The organism is Caballeronia sp. LZ008 (assembly GCF_031451435.1).
Taxonomy (GTDB): domain Bacteria; phylum Pseudomonadota; class Gammaproteobacteria; order Burkholderiales; family Burkholderiaceae; genus Caballeronia; species Caballeronia zhejiangensis.
The window spans coordinates 2,655,916-2,676,570 of sequence record NZ_JARUXK010000001.1; the positions used below are offsets into that span (position 1 = coordinate 2,655,916).

At 63.7% G+C, this 20,655-nt stretch carries 22 protein-coding genes; 9 read left to right on the forward strand and 13 right to left on the reverse strand.

Going from position 1 to position 20,655, the window contains the following annotated elements:
* Nucleotides 1-63: 63 nt before the first annotated feature.
* The 4 genes from QCE49_RS12370 to QCE49_RS12385 form a co-directional block, all read right to left on the reverse strand.
* Nucleotides 64-1,353, reverse strand: a complete 1,290-nt coding sequence (locus QCE49_RS12370) for an MFS transporter (protein WP_175979600.1) — start codon at nucleotides 1,351-1,353, stop codon at nucleotides 64-66.
* A gap of 170 nt (nucleotides 1,354-1,523) precedes the next feature.
* Entirely contained in the window at nucleotides 1,524-1,841 is a 318-nt protein-coding gene (locus QCE49_RS12375) for a high-potential iron-sulfur protein (RefSeq protein ID WP_008352676.1), read from the reverse strand.
* A 132-nt stretch (nucleotides 1,842-1,973) separates the two neighbouring features.
* Nucleotides 1,974-3,074, reverse strand: a complete 1,101-nt coding sequence (locus QCE49_RS12380) for an NAD(P)/FAD-dependent oxidoreductase (RefSeq protein WP_175979601.1) — start codon at nucleotides 3,072-3,074, stop codon at nucleotides 1,974-1,976.
* 185 nt (nucleotides 3,075-3,259) lie between these two features.
* Nucleotides 3,260-4,237 carry an AAA family ATPase gene (locus QCE49_RS12385; RefSeq protein WP_008352674.1) on the reverse strand — a complete coding sequence of 326 codons (978 nt, stop codon included), beginning with the start codon at nucleotides 4,235-4,237 and terminating at the stop codon, nucleotides 3,260-3,262.
* 330 nt (nucleotides 4,238-4,567) lie between these two features.
* On the opposite strand from QCE49_RS12385, the gene QCE49_RS12390 reads away from it, so the two are divergent.
* Both QCE49_RS12390 and QCE49_RS12395 read left to right on the forward strand, forming a co-directional pair.
* Nucleotides 4,568-5,089 carry a hypothetical protein gene (locus QCE49_RS12390; protein WP_239295483.1) on the forward strand — a complete coding sequence of 174 codons (522 nt, stop codon included), beginning with the start codon at nucleotides 4,568-4,570 and terminating at the stop codon, nucleotides 5,087-5,089.
* A gap of 50 nt (nucleotides 5,090-5,139) precedes the next feature.
* The gene (locus tag QCE49_RS12395) at nucleotides 5,140-5,946 is read left to right on the forward strand and encodes an endonuclease/exonuclease/phosphatase family protein (protein WP_008352672.1); all 807 of its coding nucleotides are present in this window, start codon (nucleotides 5,140-5,142) and stop codon (nucleotides 5,944-5,946) included.
* Nucleotides 5,947-5,952: 6 nt separating this feature from the next.
* On the opposite strand, the gene QCE49_RS12400 is transcribed toward QCE49_RS12395, so the two are convergent.
* Nucleotides 5,953-6,348: a response regulator gene (locus QCE49_RS12400; RefSeq protein WP_008352671.1), complete on the reverse strand. Its 396-nt coding sequence runs from the start codon at nucleotides 6,346-6,348 to the stop codon at nucleotides 5,953-5,955.
* Between the two features lie 189 nt (nucleotides 6,349-6,537).
* Here QCE49_RS12400 and QCE49_RS12405 point away from each other — a divergent pair, with 189 nt between their 5' ends.
* Nucleotides 6,538-7,134, forward strand: a complete 597-nt coding sequence (locus tag QCE49_RS12405) for an alpha-ketoglutarate-dependent dioxygenase AlkB (RefSeq protein ID WP_175979604.1) — start codon at nucleotides 6,538-6,540, stop codon at nucleotides 7,132-7,134.
* A 6-nt stretch (nucleotides 7,135-7,140) separates the two neighbouring features.
* On the opposite strand, the gene QCE49_RS12410 is transcribed toward QCE49_RS12405, so the two are convergent.
* Entirely contained in the window at nucleotides 7,141-7,530 is a 390-nt protein-coding gene (locus QCE49_RS12410) for a RidA family protein (protein ID WP_008352667.1), read from the reverse strand.
* A 129-nt stretch (nucleotides 7,531-7,659) separates the two neighbouring features.
* Here QCE49_RS12410 and QCE49_RS12415 point away from each other — a divergent pair, with 129 nt between their 5' ends.
* Nucleotides 7,660-8,154, forward strand: a complete 495-nt coding sequence (locus QCE49_RS12415) for an MgtC/SapB family protein (protein WP_051996639.1) — start codon at nucleotides 7,660-7,662, stop codon at nucleotides 8,152-8,154.
* Here the strand turns inward: QCE49_RS12415 and QCE49_RS12420 are convergent.
* The 3 genes from QCE49_RS12420 to arsC all read right to left on the reverse strand — a co-directional run bounded on the left by QCE49_RS12420 (nucleotide 8,151) and on the right by arsC (nucleotide 10,409).
* On the reverse strand, nucleotides 8,151-9,323 hold the full coding sequence (locus tag QCE49_RS12420) for a GGDEF domain-containing protein (RefSeq protein ID WP_250460294.1): 1,173 nt from the start codon (nucleotides 9,321-9,323) through the stop codon (nucleotides 8,151-8,153). The two genes, QCE49_RS12415 and QCE49_RS12420, sit on opposite strands and share 4 nt — an antisense overlap.
* Before the next feature lie 247 nt (nucleotides 9,324-9,570).
* Complete coding sequence (locus QCE49_RS12425) at nucleotides 9,571-9,861, reverse strand: hypothetical protein (protein ID WP_008352663.1); 291 nt, start codon at nucleotides 9,859-9,861, stop codon at nucleotides 9,571-9,573.
* A 125-nt stretch (nucleotides 9,862-9,986) separates the two neighbouring features.
* Complete coding sequence (arsC, locus tag QCE49_RS12430) at nucleotides 9,987-10,409, reverse strand: arsenate reductase (glutaredoxin) (RefSeq protein WP_008352660.1); 423 nt, start codon at nucleotides 10,407-10,409, stop codon at nucleotides 9,987-9,989.
* Between the two features lie 408 nt (nucleotides 10,410-10,817).
* Here arsC and QCE49_RS12435 point away from each other — a divergent pair, with 408 nt between their 5' ends.
* Complete coding sequence (locus tag QCE49_RS12435) at nucleotides 10,818-11,120, forward strand: hypothetical protein (RefSeq protein ID WP_239295478.1); 303 nt, start codon at nucleotides 10,818-10,820, stop codon at nucleotides 11,118-11,120.
* 202 nt (nucleotides 11,121-11,322) lie between these two features.
* Nucleotides 11,323-12,138: a DUF72 domain-containing protein gene (locus QCE49_RS12440; RefSeq protein ID WP_250460283.1), complete on the forward strand. Its 816-nt coding sequence runs from the start codon at nucleotides 11,323-11,325 to the stop codon at nucleotides 12,136-12,138.
* A gap of 7 nt (nucleotides 12,139-12,145) precedes the next feature.
* Here the strand turns inward: QCE49_RS12440 and gudD are convergent, their stop codons facing one another.
* From gudD to garL, 4 genes are all read right to left on the reverse strand, one after another.
* Entirely contained in the window at nucleotides 12,146-13,477 is a 1,332-nt protein-coding gene (gene gudD, locus QCE49_RS12445) for a glucarate dehydratase (protein WP_175979607.1), read from the reverse strand.
* A gap of 35 nt (nucleotides 13,478-13,512) precedes the next feature.
* On the reverse strand, nucleotides 13,513-14,847 hold the full coding sequence (locus tag QCE49_RS12450) for an MFS transporter (protein ID WP_008352655.1): 1,335 nt from the start codon (nucleotides 14,845-14,847) through the stop codon (nucleotides 13,513-13,515).
* 265 nt (nucleotides 14,848-15,112) lie between these two features.
* Entirely contained in the window at nucleotides 15,113-16,123 is a 1,011-nt protein-coding gene (locus QCE49_RS12455; protein ID WP_268811673.1) for a 2-hydroxy-3-oxopropionate reductase, read from the reverse strand.
* Nucleotides 16,057-16,842 carry a 2-dehydro-3-deoxyglucarate aldolase gene (gene garL, locus QCE49_RS12460; protein WP_175979608.1) on the reverse strand — a complete coding sequence of 262 codons (786 nt, stop codon included), beginning with the start codon at nucleotides 16,840-16,842 and terminating at the stop codon, nucleotides 16,057-16,059. Before garL ends, QCE49_RS12455 begins: the two co-directional genes overlap by 67 nt.
* Before the next feature lie 381 nt (nucleotides 16,843-17,223).
* Here garL and QCE49_RS12465 point away from each other — a divergent pair, with 381 nt between their 5' ends.
* From QCE49_RS12465 to QCE49_RS12475, 3 genes are all read left to right on the forward strand, one after another.
* Nucleotides 17,224-17,925, forward strand: coding sequence for a FadR/GntR family transcriptional regulator (locus QCE49_RS12465; RefSeq protein ID WP_250460280.1), 702 nt, complete (start codon nucleotides 17,224-17,226; stop codon nucleotides 17,923-17,925).
* Between the two features lie 280 nt (nucleotides 17,926-18,205).
* Nucleotides 18,206-19,411, forward strand: coding sequence for a chromate efflux transporter (chrA, locus tag QCE49_RS12470; RefSeq protein WP_250460278.1), 1,206 nt, complete (start codon nucleotides 18,206-18,208; stop codon nucleotides 19,409-19,411).
* 551 nt (nucleotides 19,412-19,962) lie between these two features.
* Nucleotides 19,963-20,541 carry a hypothetical protein gene (locus QCE49_RS12475; RefSeq protein ID WP_250460276.1) on the forward strand — a complete coding sequence of 193 codons (579 nt, stop codon included), beginning with the start codon at nucleotides 19,963-19,965 and terminating at the stop codon, nucleotides 20,539-20,541.
* Nucleotides 20,542-20,655: the final 114 nt, after the last annotated feature.

Consider the following 20,655-nt stretch of genomic DNA (forward strand, 5'->3'; position numbering starts at 1 on the left):
CACCTGTCCGAACGGGTTAGGAAGAATCGCCTGCGCGCGCCCGGCCGTGTAGTCGGCGTCCGCCTAACGCGTGAGGTCGCGCGCTTCGTCGACATCCGCATGGCGCGTCGCCGGGATGCACGCCACCGCGATCAGCGAGAGCACGAGCCCGCCCATCACATAGAACGTGGGTGCGAGTTGCGATTCGGTCACGCGGATGAGCCACGTCACGATGAACTGTCCGAAGCCGCCGAAGATCATCACCGCGATGTTGTACGCGAGGGAAAGCCCTGTCGAGCGCACGTGCGCCGGAAACAGCTCCGCGATCAGCGCGCCGAACGGCCCGTAGTATCCCGACAGCGCGATCGACAGCAGCGCCTGCACGACAACGAGCCGCATCACGCTCGGTTCCGCCGCGAGCCACGCGAAAAGCGGATAGATGATGACGAGCGTGATCGCGAGCGACCACAGCGACAGCCCTTTGCGCCCGATGCGATCCGACCACGCGCCCGTGACCGGCGACAGCACCGTCAGCAGAAGATTGCCGACGATCAACGCCGTGAACGACTGACCGAACGGCAGCTTCAATTGCTTGACGGCGAACGTCGGCAGATAGGCGATCAGCACGTACACGCTCACCGTCAACGCGATCACCGAGCCGAGCCCGCACAGCACCTCGCGGCCATGCGTGCTGAACACTTCGCCGAGCGTCGCGCGGCGCGCGGTTTTCTTCGCGTGCAGGAACGCTTCGGTGTCGGCCATGTTGCGGCGAATGTACAGCCCGACCGGCCCGATCACGAGACCGAAGATGAACGGCACGCGCCATCCCCATGAATCGAGCGCTTCGGGCGACAGTCCGCGCGAAATCGCCGAGCCGACCATCGCGCCGAGCAGGAGCGACGCCGCCTGGCTCGCCATCTGGAAACTGCCGTAGAAGCCGCGCTTCGAAAACGGCGCCGCTTCGATCAGCAGCGCGGTCGAACTGCCGAACTCGCCGCCAGCGGAAAATCCCTGCAGCAGCCGCGCGAACACGATGACGAGCGGCGCGCCGATGCCGATCGCCGAATACGGCGGCGCTATCGCGAGCAGGAGAATGCCGAGCGTCATCAGTCCGATGACGAGCGTCAGCGCCGCCTTGCGCCCCGCGCGATCCGCATACAGGCCGAGAACGATGCCGCCCACGGGACGCATCACGAACGCGACGCCGAAGGTCGCGGTGGTCAGAAGAATCGACGAATAATCGCTGCTGCTCGGAAAGAACAAGCGGGCGATGACGACCGTCATGAAGCCGAACACGGTGAAGTCGTACCACTCCAGCGCGTTGCCGATGACCGCCGCCATCACGGCGCGCGCGTTCAATGCTCTTCCTGGCATGCGATCCCCCAAGGTCAGTGGGTGTCCGCGCTTTAAAGATGCGAACGCGCGGCTCTTTTTTCCTTGGCGAGTGTAAAGACGGTTTTTCTCCCGATCAAGCTAATTGCGAACGAAGAAAAGCGCGCCGTGCCTTTCGGCCGGGCGCGCTTCGGCTCGGGCGCGAGCCGCGCTTATGCCTTTTTCACATAGGCGCTGCACCAGCCCTTCGCCGCGACCTGCTTGTTGCTGAACATCGGGCACGGCGCGTAGGCGTCCGTCGGCTTGCCCTGATAGAACTGACAGTTGCCGCAGTCCTGCCCGGCGGCGTACTTCGCGAACTTGGCCTTGTCGACCTTGCTCGCGTCTTCCTTGTAGCCGAGTGCCTGCGCGGTGGGATCGCTTTCAGCGACTTTCGGGGCGTCGGCGGCGAAGGCCGCTTTCGAGCCGAGCGCGAACGTCGATGCGACGCCCACGCTGGTAATGAGAAACGTGCGACGTGATGTCTTCATGGTGACTCACTCCATGTTGTATTGGGGGATAGCGCCGTTCTTGGCGACGGCGATACCCGAGCATAGCAACCTGAAAGCGAGTCGACGACGCCAAATGTTAGAGATAAGGCACGGCGGAAAGTCGCATGACAGTCAGCGCGCCATGTCGGCGACGCGTTCGGCGATCGCGAGCGATGCCGTCAATCCCGGCGATTCGATGCCGAAGAGGTTCACGAGTCCCGGCACGCCGTGCGCCGATTTGCCCTGGATCACGAAATCCGCCGCCGCCTGGCCCGGACCGGACAGCTTCGGACGGATGCCGGCGTACGCGGGTTGAAGCGCGTCGTCGGGCAGACCCGGCCAATACGCGCGGATCGCGGCGTAGAAGGAATCGGCGCGACGCGGATCGACGTCGTAATTGAGCGCCTGCACCCATTCGACGTCCGGACCGAACTTCGCCTGCCCGCCGAGATCGATCGTCAGATGCACGCCGAGGCCGGCTTCGTTCGGCATCGGATAAATGAGCCGCTCGAACGGCGCGCGTCCGCTCACGCTGAAGTAGTTGCCCTTCGCGAAGTAGAGCGGCGGCACGTGACGATCGTCGAGTCCGCGAATGCGCCGCGCGATCTCGTTCGCATGCAAGCCCGCACTGTTGATGAGAAACGACGCCCGAAAGCGCGCCGGCGACTCGCCACCCGTCTCGACGATGAAGCAGCCTTCGCGCGCATCGATCGACGTGACCGGCGTATGGAACACGATATTCGCGCCGTGATTCTCCGCCTCGCCCTGCAGCGCGAGCATGTACTGATGACTGTCGACGATGCCCGTCAGCGGCGACCACACCGCCTCGACGCATTGAAGTTGCGGCTCCATCTCGGCCGCCTGTGCGCCGCTGATGCGCACGAGTCCCTTCACGCGATTCTCGATGCCCTTCTGTTCCAGCGCCGCGAGTTGCGGCACCTGATTGCGCGCCGTCGCGACGAGCAGCTTGCCGCATTGCCGGTGCGGCACGCCGTGCTCCTGACAGAACGCGTAGAGCATGTCGCGCCCGCGCACGCACAGTTCGGCCTTCAGCGATCCGCGCGGATAGTAGATGCCTGCGTGAACGACTTCGCTGTTGCGCGAGCTCGTGCCGATGCCGATGCCCTCGCCCGCCTCCAGCACGATGACTTCGCGGCCGCGCTTGGCCAGCGCGCGGGCGATCGCCAGTCCGACGACGCCCGCCCCGATTACTACGCACTCGATCCGATCCATGTCTTCTTCCGCGGCAGATTTGTCCCAACTATTTTACGTTCGGGACTATTGCGCGTTACACAACAAATGCACGCCGATTAGATCGTTTTCCGGTGCAATTCAGAAAAAGGCAAGAATCTGGCCGCCAGATGTCAAAAACGACAGGTTTTGGCGGCCTTTTCGGCAATTTCGCGAACGGCGCGCTTTCAGAAGCCGATCGCTTTTTTGCGCAAGTTGCGGTCGATCTGAATGTCGCGCGCTTCGACGTGATGCCGTCCGTCGATACGCGCGTTGCCGAACGCGTTCAGCATCGCGCGCCGCATGCCGCGCGGCGACGCCTGCGTGAGCGCGTCGAGCGGCGCGTCGCCGAGTGTTTCCGGAAAACGCGCGCCCCACGAATGAGCATTGCGGATTTCGGCGTAAATCGACTGCGCGATGCGCCGCGCGCCGTCGCGATCGGGCGGCGGAATTTCGTAGACGTTCATGCGATTCATCAGGGGCTCGGGAATCGCGCGCGCGTCGTTGGCCGTCGCGATCCACACGACGTTGCCCGCGTTGATCGGCACTTCGGCGAATTCGTCGACGAAAGTCTGCGCCGTGTCATGCTCCAGCAGCGCATAGAGCGCGCCGAGCGGATCGTATTGCGCGTCGCCGGTGGCCTTGTCGATTTCGTCGACGGTCATGACGGGATTCGCGTAGCTGCCGTTCACGAGCGCATCGAACACCTTGCCGGGCTTCGCATTGCGCCATTGCGACGACGCCCCCGACAGGATCCAGCCCGCCGTCAGCGAGCTCATCGCGACATAGTGATTCGACGTGCCGAGCAGCCGCGCGAGCTGCTTCGCGAAGTGCGTCTTGCCGATGCCCGGCTCGCCGAGCAGCAGCATCGGCATGAGTTCGAGGCGATCGTCGGTTTCGAGGCACAGCGCGATCTGCTTGCGGATATCGGCGAGCGGCTCCTCGAAATTCGGCAGGTCGGCGGCGAGATCGTCCACCGACGGCATGCGGTTCGGCTTCACGCAGAAACGCAGATTACCCACTTTGAGCATTTTTTCGTAAGTGGCGCGCAAGGCGTCGTTCGCGCCTTCGGAGAGATCGTTGAGCGCGGACTCCACATCGTCGAGACTGTAGACCTTGCTGAACGATGCCACTGCGAGTTCCTGTTTGACCACGGCCGTCGTCATGTCACACCCCGTCAATTTTTATGGTCGACGAGTCCAGTGTATCGACGCCAAAACCGCACGCAAGCGAGCAGTCGAACGCGTGTGCTGCTAATCGCGATGCGCGCAAAGCGTGCGAGTATCATCGTCGGACGACGCGGCGAGCGGGTTCGAAATCTGCTTCGCGTCAGACCAGGTTGAGATTCGTTTCGTTCGTCCACAATTGTGTGTTGCGCGGTCTGGCTGAACCGTACCTGCGCCGCCGTGTCACAACGAATTCGCCGGAGAACGCCGATCCAGCGACGCGCCAGCCGCGCCGCCATCCGAACAGTCCGCGCGCAGGAGTCGCTTTCAATGCATAAAACGATACGCACCGTCTTTCTGAATGCCGCGCTCATGACGGGCGCCGGTCTTGGCGCGCTTAACGCGCAGGCGCAGACCGCGCCATCGCAACCGGTGACCTGGGAGTTGCAGGTCGTGCGCGACGGACAACAGATCGACTCGTTTTCCGGCACGACGAACGTCGGACAGGCGCGCACCGACACGCATCACAACAAGGTGCAGAATCGCGTCGGCTGCGCGGATCAGCCTGCCGGCGACATCGATCTGCAACGCACCATCACCATTTCGCCGACGCGCGCGAACGCCGACGACATCACGCTCGCCATCGACGCGCAGGAAACCTTGCAGGACGACAGCTCGCGCGCATCGCCCTCGGGCTGCAAGCTGCCGCCGGTGCCGCGTCAGGTGAGCGGATCGCATCCGGGCTTGGCGCTCAAGCCAGGCGAATGGGCGCAGTGGCAGCTCATCGACAGCAATCCGTCGCTCGCCTACCGGGTACGCGCGAGCCTGGGGTCGCCGGCGGCGGCGCAATGACAACCGCGGTGACATAGACTCAAGAGGCCGCCGCTCGAGACAAAGAACGCATGCGAAACCCAGAACATCTTCCGCCAGGCCCGTCCGCTCATTCGGCCACGCCGGATTTCACGGCGGTCAGCTGGAATCTGCACAAGGGCCGCTCGCCCCTCGGCCTGCGCGCGTGGACCGCGATGCAACGGTGGGTTCAGACCACCAACGCCGACGTCTATTTTCTTCAGGAAGCGATGGCGCGGCGCATGCCGCAGCCCGTGCTCGCAAGCGGCTTCGGCAAGCCGTTCGACGCGCCGCTCGACGATGTCTGGCATTGCCAGGCGACCGAGATCGCCACCGCGCTCGAATTGCAGATCGCGCTCGGACCGAACGTGTTCAAGCCGTCGTGGCGGCATGGCAATGCCATTCTCTCGCCGCATCCGCTCGATCTTTCCGGGCGCTGGGACATCTCCGCGCATCGTTTCGAAAAGCGCGGCTTGCTGGTCGCGCGCGCGACCTTCGCCGGTCAGGCCATCACATTGCTGTGCGCGCATCTCGCGTTGACGCGGCAGGCGCGGCTGCGTCAGATGAACTGGATCGCGCACTGGATCGCGAAGGAAGCGCCGGAAGGTCCGCTCATGCTGGCGGGCGATTTCAACGACTGGCGCAACGACTCCGTGCCGCTTTTCGGCGAACTCGGCATGAGCGAAGTCGCGACGATGCTCGGCGAATCGGGCCGCACGTTTCCGGCTTTCTCACCGGCGCTCGCGCTCGACAAGATGTTCGTGCGCGGCCTGAAGCCGGTCGAATGGCTCGTGCCGACGCAGGACACCGCGTGGCTGTCCGATCACCTTCCGTACATGGCGCGGCTGCGCGTGGAGTGAGCGCGCTCAGGGCTTCGTGAGCAGCGCTTCCAGATCGGCGATGGTGACGGGCTTCGTCAGATGATGATCGAAGCCCGCGTCGAGCGCGCTGCGACGATCGGCATCGCTGCCCCAGCCGGTCAATGCAAGCAGCAGCGCGCTTCGGGTCGCGTCGCGCTTTCTCATTTCGCGCGCGACGTCGAAGCCGCTCATGCCCGGCAATCCGATATCGAGCACGACAACATCCGGTTTGAAATCGTCGAGCGATGCGAGCGCGCGCGGGCCGTCATGCTCGGTGCGGACTTCATGGCCGAGCGCTTCGAGCAGCATCGACATGGCAAGCGCCGCATCGACGCTGTCGTCGACGAGCAGGATGCGGCGGCCCGGCACCGTGCCGCCGCTTGCTTGGGCGGTGGTGTTCATGCAGTTCCCCGTTGCCGTCGTCGCGCGAAAAGGCCAAAGCGGATGTTCCGACCCTCGCACGACGTTATTGAGATGATTGGGGCAATGTAGCACAGCGGGTTCGCGGGCAAGAAAACGACTCCGCAATCACGCCGCCCGGCGGCTCTGCTATCGTGAACGTTCCTTCCGCCGCCGTCTCGCACCACAGTCATGTTCGATCTCTTCGACGACATTCCCAAGCCCGACATCGCGTGGCATCCGGACTGGATCGACGCCGACGCGGCTTCCGATCTGATGGGCGCCCTGATCGCGGAAGTCGCCTGGCAGCAGGACACGATGACCACGCCGGGCGGTCGCGTGCCGCTGCCGCGCCTGACCGCGTGGCAAGGCGAACCGGACGCGGTCTATGTCTATTCCGGCATCCGCAATGTGCCGCAGCCGTGGACGCCCGCCGTCGCGCAACTTCGCGAGCGCGCCGAGGCCGCCTGCGATGCGCGCTTCAACAGCGTGCTGCTCAACCGCTATCGCAGCGGCCTCGACAGCATGGGATGGCATGCCGACAAGGAACGCGAACTCGGGCCCGAGCCGGTGATCGCATCGGTGAGTCTCGGCGCGACGCGCACCTTCGAGTTTCGTCACGCGCGCACGCACGCGACGCACACGCTCGCGCTCACACACGGCAGCCTGCTCGTGATGCGCGGGCGCACGCAGCGCGAATGGGTGCATCGCGTGCCGAAAGAGCCGGGGGCGCGCGGCGAGCGCATCAATCTCACTTTCCGCTGGGTCGATGCGTCGAAACGGAAGTAATCGCGCTCAAGGACGTTTCGCGACGAAATCGATCTCCACGAGCGCATCGCGCGCAAGCCCCGTCACGCCGATGCACGTTCGCGCCGGCAGCGGCTTCGGCAGAAAGTACGAGCGATACACCGCGTTCATCGCGTCGTAGTCGCGCTTGAACTCGGTCAGAAAGATACGCACGCTGACCACATTGTCGAGCGTCAGCCCGACGCCGTTCAGCACGAGAATCAGGTTGTCCATCACGCGGCGCGTCTGCGCGGCGACGCCTTCGGGCAACGGCGCGCCGTCGTCGTTCGGATCGGTCGGCATCTGACCGGTGAGGAACACCCAGCCGTCTGCTTCGGCTGCGTGCGAGAAAGGGCCGACGGGCGTCGGCGCGGCATCGACCATCGTGAATTTCGGCATCTGAGTCACTTCGTCTCCCCGTTTTGCGTTCGATATAAAGCAGAACCGGCACGTTAGCGCGCCAAAATTGCGCGCGCGCCGGCGCCGCATGCGAAGATGGCCCGGCTTACGATTACCTTTTCACACGCGATGCTTCCCTATCCCATTCTCGCCGACGCCGTGTTGCGCATGCTGGCCGCGATGCTGATCGGCTGCATCATCGGCATCGATCGCGATCTGCACGGCAAGCCGACCGGCATGAAGACGCTCGGGCTCGTGTCGCTCGGCGCGTGCATCGCGACCATGTGCGCGCAAGGCTTCTCGATGACGCTCTCCAACGACGCCGACGTGTCGCGCGCCGTGCAGGGCATCGTGACGGGCGTCGGCTTTCTCGGCGCGGGCGTGATCCTGCAGAATCCGCGCGAGAATCGCGTGCGCGGGCTCACGACGGCGGCGTCGATCTGGGTGACGGCGGCGGTGGGCATCGTCTGCGGACTGGGCGTCTGGAGCCTCGCGTTCATCGCGATGATCCTGATGATCGCGCTGCTCACGATCGGGCGCGTCGTCGAGAAGCGTCTGTTGCGTCGCTGGATGAGCAAGCCGGAAGACGAACGCCAGAAATACGCGGACGTCGAAGAGGCTTAGGCGAACGCGTCGGCGGCGGGCGCTTTCACGCGATTGCGACCCGCGACCTTCGCGGCATAGAGCAGGCCGTCGGCGCGCGCCATCAGCGATGCGGGCGGCTCGCGCCCGTCCCACATCGCAATGCCCGCGCTGAAGGTGTAATGCAGCAGGCCGCCGGGCGCGGCGCACGGCGTCGCCTCGACGGTCTTGCGCAGCCGCTCGACGAGCGCGGTGACATCGTCGATGCGCGCCGCCGTGCAGAAAAGACAAAACTCCTCGCCGCCGATACGCCCGAACGCATCGTCTTCGCGAATGCGCGCGCGCACGATCGACGCGAAATGGCGCAACACTTCGTCGCCCGCCGCGTGACCGTAGCGGTCGTTCACGCTCTTGAAGTGATCGATGTCGATGACCGCGACGAACTCGCACTCGCCTTCCTGCCGCGCCCGCGCGAGACGCTCGCCCGCGCCGGCCAGCAATGCCTTGCGCGAAAGCGCGCCGGTGAGATCGTCGAAGCGCGCAAGCCGTTCGAGCCGCTGCGCGAGACGGTCGTGCGCCATCATCACGAGGCCGATGCACAGCGACGGCAGCACGAGAATGCCGAGCGCGAGAAACGTGATCTGCATCACGCCGGGCTGCAGCAGCGATGTCTGCGCGGGCGGCTCCACGACGTAGATCGCGCCGCGCACCGTATGGCCGAGCGCGCCGAGCGCCGCCGCGCCGGCGACGAACAAGTAGTTATAGCGCGGCCGTTCCCTCGGACGCTCGATCAGCACGCGTCCGGCGATCGCGAAATCGCACGCGGCATGAAACGCCGACACAATCACCACGCGCGCATTCACATCCGGCGTCACATACGTGAAGTAGACGATGCCCGCCATCACGCCGAGCCACATGATCCAGCCGGCCCAGCGCTGCGCGGGACGCATGCGAACGTCGAAGAAATCGTTGCAGCCTTCGTAGATGAGCAGGACCGTCGCGGCGAGCAACTGATTCGCGACGACGATGCCGAGCCACGCCGGCGCCACGTTCTGCACGGCAAAAAGCAAGAGCGAAACGATTGCGATGACGTTCGCCCCAAGCCAGCGCGGCACGCCCGCAATCGCGTGCGAGAGCAGCGAGATCAGCACCAGTATCGAGAGGATGCTCGACAGCGCCGTGACGACGAGAATGCTGACGGGACTGAACATCGCTGAAAGTGGACGGGATATCGCTCGTGCTTTGAGCAAACGACGCCGCACGCGCGGTGCGACGAAAAGATTCGCTAAAAGGGATTCGCGGCGAAAGAGCACGAGTATCCGACAACACCGACGTGTTTACGGCTTGAATCGGCGTGCCTTGAACAGGTCGACCTGCGTCATGGCGTCGCATGACGCATGTAAAAACGCGGCGCAGCCTTTCGGCGCGCCGCGTTCGAACGCGGATTCCCGCGCGCTTTTACCATTCATGACGCTCGCGCCAGCGTTGCTCGCGGCGCATCTCGTGATGCCAGCGGCGCTCGCGCCATTCGTGACGACGCCATTCGCGCTCGCGCCAGCGTTCGTCGCGATCGCCGTATCCATATCCGTAATAGCCGACCGGCACCGCGGGCTGCGCGTACACGGGCTGCGTGTAGACCGGCACGCCCACGCCCACCGCCACATCGACGTGCGCGTTCGCCGATGCCGATATCGCAAGTGCCGCGAGCCCCGCCAGCCCGATCGCCGTACCAAGAAGTTTCTTCTTCATGCCGCTTTCTCCTTGCACCGAGTGCCGTGTGAGTCAGTGCAGTCTAGAAAGCGATGACGGATACAGGTGCAACGGGTTTGCCAGAAAGGTAACGTCAGGTAACGGTCAGCGAAAACGAAGGTGTCCTAGCGCACACGCTTGCCGGAACCGTCGATGACGACTTCGCCGTCTTCCTTCGTGAACGGCCCCTTCTGCGCTTCGGGCAGGATATCGAGCACGAGCTCCGATGGCCGGCACAGCCGCGCGCCCTTCGGCGTATCGACGAACGGACGGTTGATGAGAATCGGATGCGCGAGCATCGCGTCGATGAGTTGTTCGTCGCTGAGGCTCGGATCGTCGAGGCCGAGTTCCGCGTATGGCGTGCCCTTCTCGCGCAGCGCTTCGCGCACCGACAGTCCCGCGCGCGCGATCAGCGCAACGAGCGTCTCGCGGCTCGGAGGATGCGTCAGATACTCGATCACCGCCGGCTCGATGCCCGCGTTGCGGATCAGTGCGAGCGTGTTGCGCGAAGTCCCGCACTTCGGGTTGTGATAGATGGTGACGGTCATGGCGGCGATGTCCCTGCGTTCGTGGATTAGCCATCGCATTCTAGGCGATGGCGCGATCGACAGCTTCGCGTCACGCACGCGACCGCGAGCGCCATGCGCGTTCAATTGCCCTGTTCAATCGCGGAGCGACGGCCTATAACGAAGAGTGCAGCGCGGCATGCGTCTTCTGCGGACCCGCGGGTCCCATTCGCCGGCAAGCGCACCGGCGCTCCGTCTGCATCACATTCGAACAAGTCCGGGAAACCCGCCGCGGCAGCCTCGCCGGGAACCGGCGCCAATATCCGCTCGCCAGCGCCATGCATGGCACATGCAGCACTCGTGGCACGTTCCGTGCGGATCAACGATTCGAATCAGCGAACAGCGTTGCGCGGCGTACACGCGAACGCGCCTTTCGATCAAGGAGTCGACATGAAATCACGTATCGCCATGGCGGCGCTCGCCGCCTCGTTACTCGCCACTGCCGGTCTCGCATCGGCTCAGCAGTCCTACTACCGCACCGCGCAGGTTCCGGGACAGGCCACCGCCGACACCTGGACCGATCCCGCCGCGCCCGCGCAAAGCGCCATGCAGGGCCAGTCGACCGACACGTCCTACGGCGGCTCGCCGATGACACGCGGCGCGGCCGGCGCAACCACGATGGGCACGATGGACAGTCCGGCCTCCAAGCCCTGCACGCGCGGGCCGCAATGCAATATCTTCTTCGGCCAGTGAATTTTTTAGACTGCGCCAGCATAGGTGCATGACCCGGCGCGTCCGTTCGGTGAGAACGGACGCGCTTCCCTTATCCACGGAATGGCCAGCATGCACTGCGACGAATCTCCCGCACCTCTCTTCGACGAAGGCTTCAACCAAGTCGTGACCGAGACGCGCGAGCCGGACGGTTCGCTCGATGCCGGCCGGAAGTAAGCGCGCGATGGCCACCTCGAAAAGCAAGACCGCGCGCATTCGCGTCGGCGTCGGCGGATGGACGTTCGAGCCGTGGCGCGGCACGTTCTATCCGGACGATCTGCCGCAAAAGCGCGAACTCGAATACGCGAGCCGCGCGCTGACGTCCATCGAAGTGAACGGCACGTTCTACGGCGCGCAAAAGCCCGCGACGTTCATCAAGTGGCGCGACGAAACGCCCGACGACTTCGTGTTCTCGCTGAAGGCGCCGCGCTACGCGACGAATCGCCGGGTGCTCGCCGAAGCGGGCGATACCATCGAGCGATTCTTCGGCAGCGGCGTACTCGAACTGAAGGACAAGCTCGGCCCGATCAACTGGCAATTCGCGCCGACCAAGAAGTTCGATCCGGAGGACTTCGAACGCTTTCTCGAACTGCTGCCCGCGAAAGTGGAAGGCCGCGCGATTCGTCACGCGGTCGAAGTTCGGCACGAGAGCTTTTGCGATGCGGCCTTCGTTGCGCTCGCGCGGAAGTATCGCGTCGCGGTGGTCATCGCGGGGGATTCGAAGTATCCGCAAATCGCGGATATCACCGCGCCGTTCGTCTATGCGCGCATCATGGGCACGACCGACAAGCAGGCGAAGGGCTATGCGAAAGCGGCGCTCGATCGCTGGGCCGAGCGCGCGAAGACGTGGTCGTCGGGCGGCCCGCCGGACGACTTGCAGACCTTCGGCAAGGCTGCGCCGAAAGCCGCATCGCGCGATGTGTTTCTCTACGTCATCAGCGGATTCAAGGAGCGCAATCCCGCGGCGGCGATCGCGCTCATCGAACGTCTGAAAGGCTAAAGAACCTCTAGCGGACGAGACACGGCTTCTTGTTGTCGAACTTCCAGTTCGGAATCAGATATTGCATCGCGACGCCGTCGTCGCGCGCGCCGAGTCCATGCTGCTTGTACAGTTCGTGCGCCTTCTCGACTTCGTCCATATCCAATTCGACGCCCAGGCCCGGCGCTTCCGGCACCTTCACTTTCCCGCCGACGATCTGGAGCGGATCGCGCGTCAAACGCTGGCCGTCCTGCCAGATCCAGTGCGTGTCGATAGCGGTGATCTTGCCCGGCGCGGCAGCGGCGACGTGCGTGAACATCGCGAGCGACACGTCGAAGTGATTATTCGAATGCGAGCCCCACGTCAGGCCCCAGTCGTTGCACATCTGCGCGACGCGCACCGAGCCTTGCATCGTCCAGAAATGCGGATCGGCGAGCGGAATGTCGACCGATTGCAACTGGATCGCATGACCCATCTGACGCCAGTCCGTCGCGATCATGTTCGTCGCCGTCGGCAGGCCGGTCGCGCGGCGGAATTCCGCCATCACTTCGCGGCCGGAGTAGCCGTTTTCCGCGCCGCACGGATCTTCCGCGTAGGCGAGCACGTCGTGCTTGTCGCGGCACAGGCGGATCGCTTCGGCCAATGACCACGCGCCGTTCGGATCGAGCGTCACGCGCGCATCCGGAAAACGCTCGGCGAGCGCCGTGACGGCTTCGATTTCCGCATCGCCCGCGAGCACGCCGCCCTTCAGCTTGAAATCGTTGAAGCCATAGCGCGCTTGTGCCGCTTCGGCCAGACGCACGACCGCCTCAGGCGTCAGCGCGACTTCGGTACGCACGCGGTCCCAATCGTCCTTGCCGTCCGCGCCGGACGCATACGGCAGATCCGTCTTGTGGCGATCGCCGATGTAGAACAGATAGCCGAGCATTTCCACTTCATCGCGCTGCTGGCCTTCGCCGAGCAAGGCCGCGACGGGCACGCCGAGATGCTTGCCGAGCAGGTCGAGCAGCGCGGCTTCGAGCGCGGTGACGGCGTGGATCGTCGTGCGCAGATCGAAGGTTTGCAGGCCGCGGCCGCCCGCGTCGCGATCGGCGAATTTCGTGCGGACCTGATTCAGCACCGCATGCAGATTGCCGACCGATTGTCCGACGACGAGCGAGCGCGCATCGTCGATCGTCTGGCGGATGTTCTCGCCGCCCGGCACTTCGCCGACGCCCGTGTTGCCCGCGCTGTCCGTCAGGATCACGAGATTGCGCGTGAAGAACGGACCGTGCGCGCCGGACAGGTTCATGAGCATGCTGTCGCGGCCCGCGACCGGCACGACGCGCAATTCGGTGACTTTCGGAGTGTTCGTGGACATGAGCGTGATCCTTCCCAGAGAGGTTGAAGCGGGTTTCAGTGCGCGCCTTGATGCGCGACGTGGCCGTCCGGCGTGCGATCCGAGCGGCGGTTGCGCGTGAAGAAGACCGCGACCGCCGCGATCAGCGATGCGACGCCGAGGCCGTACAAGCCGCCCGACACCGAGCCCGTATGTTGTTGAAGATAGCCGAAGGTCGCAGGCGCGAAGAAACCGCCGAGATTGCCGACCGAGTTGATGAGCGCGAGCACGCCAGCCGCGACGCGCGCATCGAGATAGCCTTGCGGAATCGGCCAGAACAGCGACGACGCCGCCTTGAAGCCGATCGCGGAGAAGCAGATGGCGACGAACGACAGCACCGCGTTGCCGGTCGTCGATGCGAACAGGCCACATGCCGCGATCACGAGCGCCACGGCGACCCACGCCTGCTGGAAGCGCCAGCGCGCCGAGAGCAGCGCGAAGCAGTACATCGCGACGATCGCGATCATCCACGGAATCGTGTTGTAGAGGCCGACCTGGAAATCGGTGAGGCCGCCCATCTTGCGGATGATCGTCGGCAGCCAGAAGGTCGCGGCATAAATCGTGAGCTGAATCGCGAAATACATGAAGCAGAACAGCACGATCTGCGGATCTTTCAGCAGCTTGATCGCGGGAATGTGGCCGCCGGTGGCCGCTTCGCGTTCCGCCTGTTCGGATGCGATCGCGTTTTGCAGCGCGCGTTGCTCGTCGACGGAGAGCCAGTGAGCATCGCTGATGCGCGATTTCAGCAGCATCCAGCTCACGCCGCACAGGATGACGGAGAACCCGCCTTCGATCAGAAACATCCACTGCCAGCCGTGCAGGCCGAGACCGCGAATCGACAGCAGACCGCCCGTGATCGGGCCGGACAGAATCGATGCGAATGCCGAGCCGCCGAGGAAAATCGCGATCGCCTTGCCGCGTTCCTTCTGCGGCAGCCATTGCGTGAAGTAATAGATGACGCCCGGAAAGAATCCCGCTTCCGCGACGCCCAGGAGAAAGCGCAGCACGTAGAACGACGTTTCGTTCTGCACGAAGGCCATCATCGCCGCGACGACGCCCCACGTACCCATGATGCGCGTGAGCCACGCGCGCGCGCCGTACTTCTGCATCAGCACGTTGGACGGCACTTCGAACAGCGCATAGCCGATGAAAAACAGACCGCTGCCGAGACCGTACGCCGCCGCGCCGATGCCGAGATCGGTCTGCAAATGCGAGCTCACGAAACCGACGTTCACGCGATCGATGTAGTTCGCGATGAACATGATGAGGAACAAGGGCAGCACATGGCGCTTGACCTTGGCGCTGGCCGATTCGAGCAGATCGGCGGCTGGCGTGGCGGGAATCGTGTTCAAGGGATGTCTCCGGATCGCGTCTCGTGGTACGTTGTCTGATGACATTCTATGGCGAGATGCTTTCGGGGCCAATCGCGTGTTTACCCTTTCTCGGCTCTAGGCTTGTCGTATATGGCTTACACGCCGATGGACACCGAGCGCATGTTCGGACGCTGGCCTTCTAAACTAGGACGTCCGACAACTACAGAAGCACAAAGCCGGTTGCGAAAACGACACTGCCGGCGCGAGGCCGGCAGTGTTTAGCGAAGACGGGAAAGGCTGACGCTTACTTCTTGTCCTGCCCGATCTCGTGATTCGCCATGATCTCGAGCGCGCGCACCATGCCCGAGTGATCCCACGCCTTGCCGCCGTGCGCGGCGCACGCATTGAACAACTGCATGCACGTCGACGTGTTCGGCAGCGCGACGCCGAGCGATTGCGCCGTCGCGAGCGCAAGATTCAAATCCTTCTGATGCAGCTCGATACGGAAGCCCGGATTGAACGTGCGCTTCGTCATGCGCTCGCCGTGCACTTCGAGAATGCGCGACGACGCGAAGCCGCCCATCAGCGCGGTGCGAACCTTTTCGGCATCGACGCCGGCCTTCGATGCGAGCAAGAGCGCTTCGCCGACCGCCTCGATGGTCGCCGCGACGATCACCTGATTCGCGACCTTGCAGACCTGTCCCGCGCCGACTTCGCCGATCAGCGAGATGTTCTTGCCCATCAGGTCGAAAAGCGGCTTGACTTTGTCGAACGTGGCTTGCGCGCCGCCGACCATGATCGTCAGCGACGCGGCCTTCGCGCCGACTTCGCCGCCGGACACGGGCGCGTCGAGATAATCCGCGCCCTTCTCGCGCACTTTCGCCGCGAATTCGCGCGTGGCGATCGGCGAAATCGAGCTCATGTCGACGACGATCTGACCGCTCTTCAGCTTGCTCGCGACGCCGTTCTCGCCGAACAGCACGCGTTCGACGTCCGGCGTGTCCGGCACCATGATGAAGATGACGTCGGCCTGCTCCGCGACGGCCGCGGGCGAATCACAGGCCGTGGCGCCCGCGCCGGTCAGATCGGCGGGCACGCCGCTGCGCGTGAATGCCGCGAGCTGGACGCCGCCCTTGAGAAGATTGGCCGCCATGGGGTTGCCCATGATGCCCAGTCCGATGAAGCCTGCCTTTTGCATGTATCGCTCCTTGATGTCGATTTTCGATGCCGGTTTGTCGAGCGCGACGCTCAGTCCGGGATGAAATGTTTGCGCACGCCCTGCGCCGCGTTTCTGAGCATCCCCAGATCCGCGCACACGGCGACGAATGTGCTGCCCATTGCCAGATAGCGCTCGGCGTCTTCCTGCACGGGCGCGAGAATGCCGCTCGGCTTGCCGGCCGCGTGCGCGCGCTCGAACACATGTGCGATGACCGCCTGCACGTCCGGATGGTTCGCTTGGCCGATGTGACCGTACGATGCCGCGAGATCCGACGGTCCGACGAACAGCGCGTCGACGCCTTCGACCGCGATGATCTCGTCGATCGCTTCGACCGCCGCGCGGCTCTCGATCTGCACCGCGACGCTGATATTGTCGTTCGCGACCTGGAAGTAGTTCGGAACCGTGCCGTAGCGATTGCCGCGATGCCCGACCGACACGCCGCGGATGCCCTGAGGAGGATAACGCGTCGCGGCGACGGCGCGCTCGGCATCGGCGGCGCTGTCGACGAACGGAATCAGGAAATTGACGACACCGCCGTCGAGCAGCTTCTTGATCGCGACGGGATCGTTGGCCTGCGGGCGCACGACAGGCGCGCTCGGGCTGTCTTTCAGCGCCATCAATTGCGGGATGAGCGTGAGCGCGTCGTTCGGCGCGTGCTCGGCGTCGAGCAGCATCCAGTCGAATCCGACCACGCCGACGAGTTCGGTGACGATCGGACTCGCCAGCGACATCCAGCATCCGATCAGCCGCTTGCGCTCGCGCAGCGACGTTCGGAATGTATTGGGCAGCGGTTGATATGGTGACGAAGACGGCATGATGCCTCCCTGTGACGACGGCGATCTGATTGGAAAGCGGCAAGTCCGAACTCACGTAGTTATCGGACGTCTTAACACAGGGTACTGTGGAAACGCGGGAAAACGACAGCGGCGTAAACCCTGCATTCCTTTAGTTTAAGAGATTTCTGCTAAGAATCGTCTAATTCTACTTATATGATGTCTTATATCAATTCGCAGGACATGCGGGCCGCGTCGAATTGACGAAGCGTTCCCCACGCAGGAAGATGCGTCGTCGGACATCCCCACGCGCGAGCCTTATCGCGCCATGCGCGTCGACCGATCCTAAGCGAAGCCAAGACGTCTGACATCGCGCGTAAACGCCGCGCTTCCCCGAACAATATCCATCAGCAGCGAATCACCATGGCCAGTCTCACCGATAAAGTCGTCGCAACTCTGATCGAGGATATCGAACGCGGCGTTCTCCGTCCCGGCGACAAGATCCCGACCGAAGCCGCGCTGATGAAGCAACTGTCGGTGAGCCGGTCCGTGGTGCGCGAGGCGGTGTCGCGCTTGCAGGCGGCGAACGTCGTGGAAACGCGGCACGGCGTCGGCACGTTCATCCGCTCGCCCGAGGAACGCGAATCGGTGCGTCTCGCGGATGCCGACCTGTCGAACCTGCTGGACATCATGGCGATCATCGAATTTCGCATCGATCTCGAAGGCGCCGCCGCCGCGCTCGCCGCCGGCAGGCGCACGGACGCGCATCTGAAGCAGATCGCCGCCGCGCTCAAGCGCTTCGAGGAGCAACTCTCGAACGGAAGTACAGACGTGCTGCAACACGACGTCGAGTTTCACTTGCAGATCGCGCGGGCGAGCGGGAATCGCTATTTCCACGACGTGCTTAGTCAGATGGGACGCGGCGTCAGTCCGCGCACGCGGCTGGGCAAGGCCGAAATCGCGGAGCTGGATCAGATCGAACGTCTGCGCTGTGTGCTGAGCGAGCACAAGGCGATCTATCAGGCGATCGTGCGTCAGGACCCGGACGATGCCCGCGCCGCGATGCGCATGCATCTGAGCAACAGCCGCGAACGGTTGAGACACGCGCATGGCGTTGCCGCCTGAATGAGCGCCGATGTTTTGGGCAGTGCCGCCACGTTGTCTGAGTAAACGAAAGAGTTCGTATGTATACGTGGTAGTAGTTAACAAGCTCGCCGCAAATCGGTGGATAACTGGCAATGCGCTTTTTACGTCAGAGGTTTACCGCGCCGACAACTCCGGTATGGCGGGCGTGGTTTCGGCCTGAACTCGGGACAACTTTCGCGTCGTTTCGACGGACGTCGAGTTGTTCAGAAAGCGCCAACAGTTAACGCGACGATGTGCCAACAAGGTTGTCCACAGGACGATGGCTTTGCATGAACCGAAGTCCGCGCGCGGAACGCCGTTCGAAGTGTTCGCGACGTTTCTCAAACTCGGCCTGACATCGTTCGGCGGACCGGTCGCGCACATCGGCTACTTTCGCGCTGAATTCGTCGAACGCCGGAAATGGCTCGACGACACGAGCTTCACCGATCTCGTCGCGCTATGTCAGTTCCTTCCCGGGCCGGCGAGCAGCCAGGTCGGAATCGCGATCGGCTTCGCGCGCGCAGGATGGATCGGCGCGCTGGCGGCATGGACCGGCTTCACGTTGCCGTCCGCGATTGCGCTGATTCTCTTCGCCCTCGGCCTGGCGCACTCGGCGCAGCTGATTCACTCCGGGATCGTGCACGGTCTCAAGCTCGCGGCGGTCGCCATCGTCTCGCAAGCGGTGTGGGGCATGAAGACGTCGCTGTGTCCGGACCGGTTGCGGGCCGGCATCGCCGTGGCCGCCGCGTTGATCGCGCTGACCGTGCCGTCGGCCGCCGGGCAATTGGGCGCCATCGCGTTCGGCGGAATCATCGGCTGGCGGATGTTGACGCTGACGCATCTGGCGTCGGCGAAGCATCGGCGATATGGCATCGGCAGAACGCAGGGCGCGATGCTGCTCGCGGTTTTTTTCGTGCTGCTCGCTTTGCTGCCGGGCGTCGCCGGTTGGACCGGCGCGAACTGGCTCGCGATGGCGTCGGTGTTTTACCGGTCGGGCTCGCTCGTTTTCGGCGGCGGGCACGTCGTGTTGCCGCTGCTTCAGGCGAGCGTCGTGCCGAACGGATGGGTGCCCAACGATGTTTTTCTCGCCGGATATGGCGCGGCCCAAGCCGTACCGGGGCCGCTCTTTACCTTCGCCGCGTTTCTGGGCGCGGTGATGCCCGCGCCGCTCGGCGGATGGATCGGCGGTTTCGCGATGCTCGTCGCCATGTTCCTGCCCGCGTTTCTGCTCGTGCTCGGCGCACTGCCGTTCTGGGAGACGTTGCGTCAGCGGGACGCGATACAGCGCGCGATGGGCGGCGTGAACGCGGCGGTCGTCGGCATTCTCGGCGCGGCGCTGTACGACCCGGTCTGGACGAGCGCCGTGCATTCGCGTGCGGATGTCGCGCTGGCGTTGGCCGCGTTCGGTTTGCTCGTCGTGGGGCGCGTGTCTCCGGTGATCGTCGTGGCGCTGACCGCGATCGGCGGATGGGTGATCGGCGCGTGAAAATGAAAAAGGTCCGCGACATGCGCGGACCTCTTTATTCTTGCCAATTTAAAACGTGCACCGCGCGCATGTTGGGTGCAACGGAGCCTCTCTTCCAAACCCCCTGCCATCAAGCCCCTGAGACAATCCCGCCGCTCGCAGACTCCGCGTCCTGTTTCCAGGAAGTGCAAGACTTTGCGAGCACCAAGTTTGTTACCAGTTTTCGGTTCACCCCGCGCGCCCTTATGCAGCAAGGCTCGGGCAAAATTTGCTTCCAGAACCGGCAACTGAGATTGGCGGCAAAACCGAAGCGCCCGAAGCCGTTGTAAGGGTTGGACGAGAGCGTCGACAGCTAACGGCGAGCCTCATCGCCAAATCCGTAGCAGCGTCGTGTCTAAGGAAGCACAACTGTCGAGCCGCGCTCGTCTCTCCTAGCATGACCACCTCGGGGGCGCAACTTCCTGCGGTGCCGGAGCATCTATGTCTTTCCTCACAGCAGCGGTGTCAAATCCGACGGGAATTTGCTAAAAGCATTCGACGCCACCTCAGGTGACACCAGTTCTCGAGCAGACATGAACGACGACTTTTTTATCACCCATCCAACGCCCGGCGGGTACCGACGGACCCTGGCGAGCCGAACGGCCACAATTTTGCGAGAAATCGAGTCGAAATACGGCAGCCGCGACGAGACCTACACGTTAGTAGGGGTTGAATTCGAATCAACCGGCCCACGAATCTGGTATCCGGGCAGCGCCAAGCACGTCGCAATCCAACTCTCGACGTCGGCGCAAGACTACTGGTTGCAAGCCGAATATCAGCTTGCCCACGAATGTGTTCACCTGTTGGCCCCAAGTGGCGGCGTAAATGCACCGGTCATGGAAGAAGGACTCGCGACTCTCTTCGCTAATGATTGGCTGCTACGAGAGCACAACTATCCTTACACCCCGACTGATGCCCGATACGCTAGCGCATTGGAAGCTGTAGAACAGCTCCTCGCGCTATACCCAAATGCCATTACGTTGTTACGGAGCGTTGAGCGAGCGTTCTTCAAAATGAACGTCGATACGTTTGACCAAGCAGGTCTTGGAAACGTACCGCCAGACTTACGCGAGCGGCTCGTGACGCCGTTCAGGGAGTACATGGTTGCCTGACCCGCATTTCGCTCACGGTCGAGGGTGGGGGGGGGGCGGGCCGGCGGCCATCAACGCCCAGGGGGTAAATTGCGCACGTGGCATCGCCGCCGGTGTTTAGGACCCCCCCCGAAA

Excerpts from the sequence above, each read along its gene's own strand:
- QCE49_RS12370 (WP_175979600.1), bottom strand. The coding sequence starts at position 1,353 with ATGCCAGGAAGAGCATTGAACGCGCGCGCCGTGATGGCGGCGGTCATC.
- QCE49_RS12375 (WP_008352676.1), bottom strand. The coding sequence starts at position 1,841 with ATGAAGACATCACGTCGCACGTTTCTCATTACCAGCGTGGGCGTCGCA.
- QCE49_RS12380 (WP_175979601.1), bottom strand. The coding sequence starts at position 3,074 with ATGGATCGGATCGAGTGCGTAGTAATCGGGGCGGGCGTCGTCGGACTG.
- QCE49_RS12385 (WP_008352674.1), bottom strand. The coding sequence starts at position 4,237 with ATGACGACGGCCGTGGTCAAACAGGAACTCGCAGTGGCATCGTTCAGC.
- QCE49_RS12390 (WP_239295483.1), top strand. The coding sequence starts at position 4,568 with ATGCATAAAACGATACGCACCGTCTTTCTGAATGCCGCGCTCATGACG.
- QCE49_RS12395 (WP_008352672.1), top strand. The coding sequence starts at position 5,140 with ATGCGAAACCCAGAACATCTTCCGCCAGGCCCGTCCGCTCATTCGGCC.
- QCE49_RS12400 (WP_008352671.1), bottom strand. The coding sequence starts at position 6,348 with ATGAACACCACCGCCCAAGCAAGCGGCGGCACGGTGCCGGGCCGCCGC.
- QCE49_RS12405 (WP_175979604.1), top strand. The coding sequence starts at position 6,538 with ATGTTCGATCTCTTCGACGACATTCCCAAGCCCGACATCGCGTGGCAT.
- QCE49_RS12410 (WP_008352667.1), bottom strand. The coding sequence starts at position 7,530 with ATGCCGAAATTCACGATGGTCGATGCCGCGCCGACGCCCGTCGGCCCT.
- QCE49_RS12415 (WP_051996639.1), top strand. The coding sequence starts at position 7,660 with ATGCTTCCCTATCCCATTCTCGCCGACGCCGTGTTGCGCATGCTGGCC.
- QCE49_RS12420 (WP_250460294.1), bottom strand. The coding sequence starts at position 9,323 with ATGTTCAGTCCCGTCAGCATTCTCGTCGTCACGGCGCTGTCGAGCATC.
- QCE49_RS12425 (WP_008352663.1), bottom strand. The coding sequence starts at position 9,861 with ATGAAGAAGAAACTTCTTGGTACGGCGATCGGGCTGGCGGGGCTCGCG.
- arsC (WP_008352660.1), bottom strand. The coding sequence starts at position 10,409 with ATGACCGTCACCATCTATCACAACCCGAAGTGCGGGACTTCGCGCAAC.
- QCE49_RS12435 (WP_239295478.1), top strand. The coding sequence starts at position 10,818 with ATGAAATCACGTATCGCCATGGCGGCGCTCGCCGCCTCGTTACTCGCC.
- QCE49_RS12440 (WP_250460283.1), top strand. The coding sequence starts at position 11,323 with ATGGCCACCTCGAAAAGCAAGACCGCGCGCATTCGCGTCGGCGTCGGC.
- gudD (WP_175979607.1), bottom strand. The coding sequence starts at position 13,477 with ATGTCCACGAACACTCCGAAAGTCACCGAATTGCGCGTCGTGCCGGTC.
- garL (WP_175979608.1), bottom strand. The coding sequence starts at position 16,842 with ATGCCGTCTTCGTCACCATATCAACCGCTGCCCAATACATTCCGAACG.
- QCE49_RS12465 (WP_250460280.1), top strand. The coding sequence starts at position 17,224 with ATGGCCAGTCTCACCGATAAAGTCGTCGCAACTCTGATCGAGGATATC.
- chrA (WP_250460278.1), top strand. The coding sequence starts at position 18,206 with ATGGCTTTGCATGAACCGAAGTCCGCGCGCGGAACGCCGTTCGAAGTG.
- QCE49_RS12475 (WP_250460276.1), top strand. The coding sequence starts at position 19,963 with ATGAACGACGACTTTTTTATCACCCATCCAACGCCCGGCGGGTACCGA.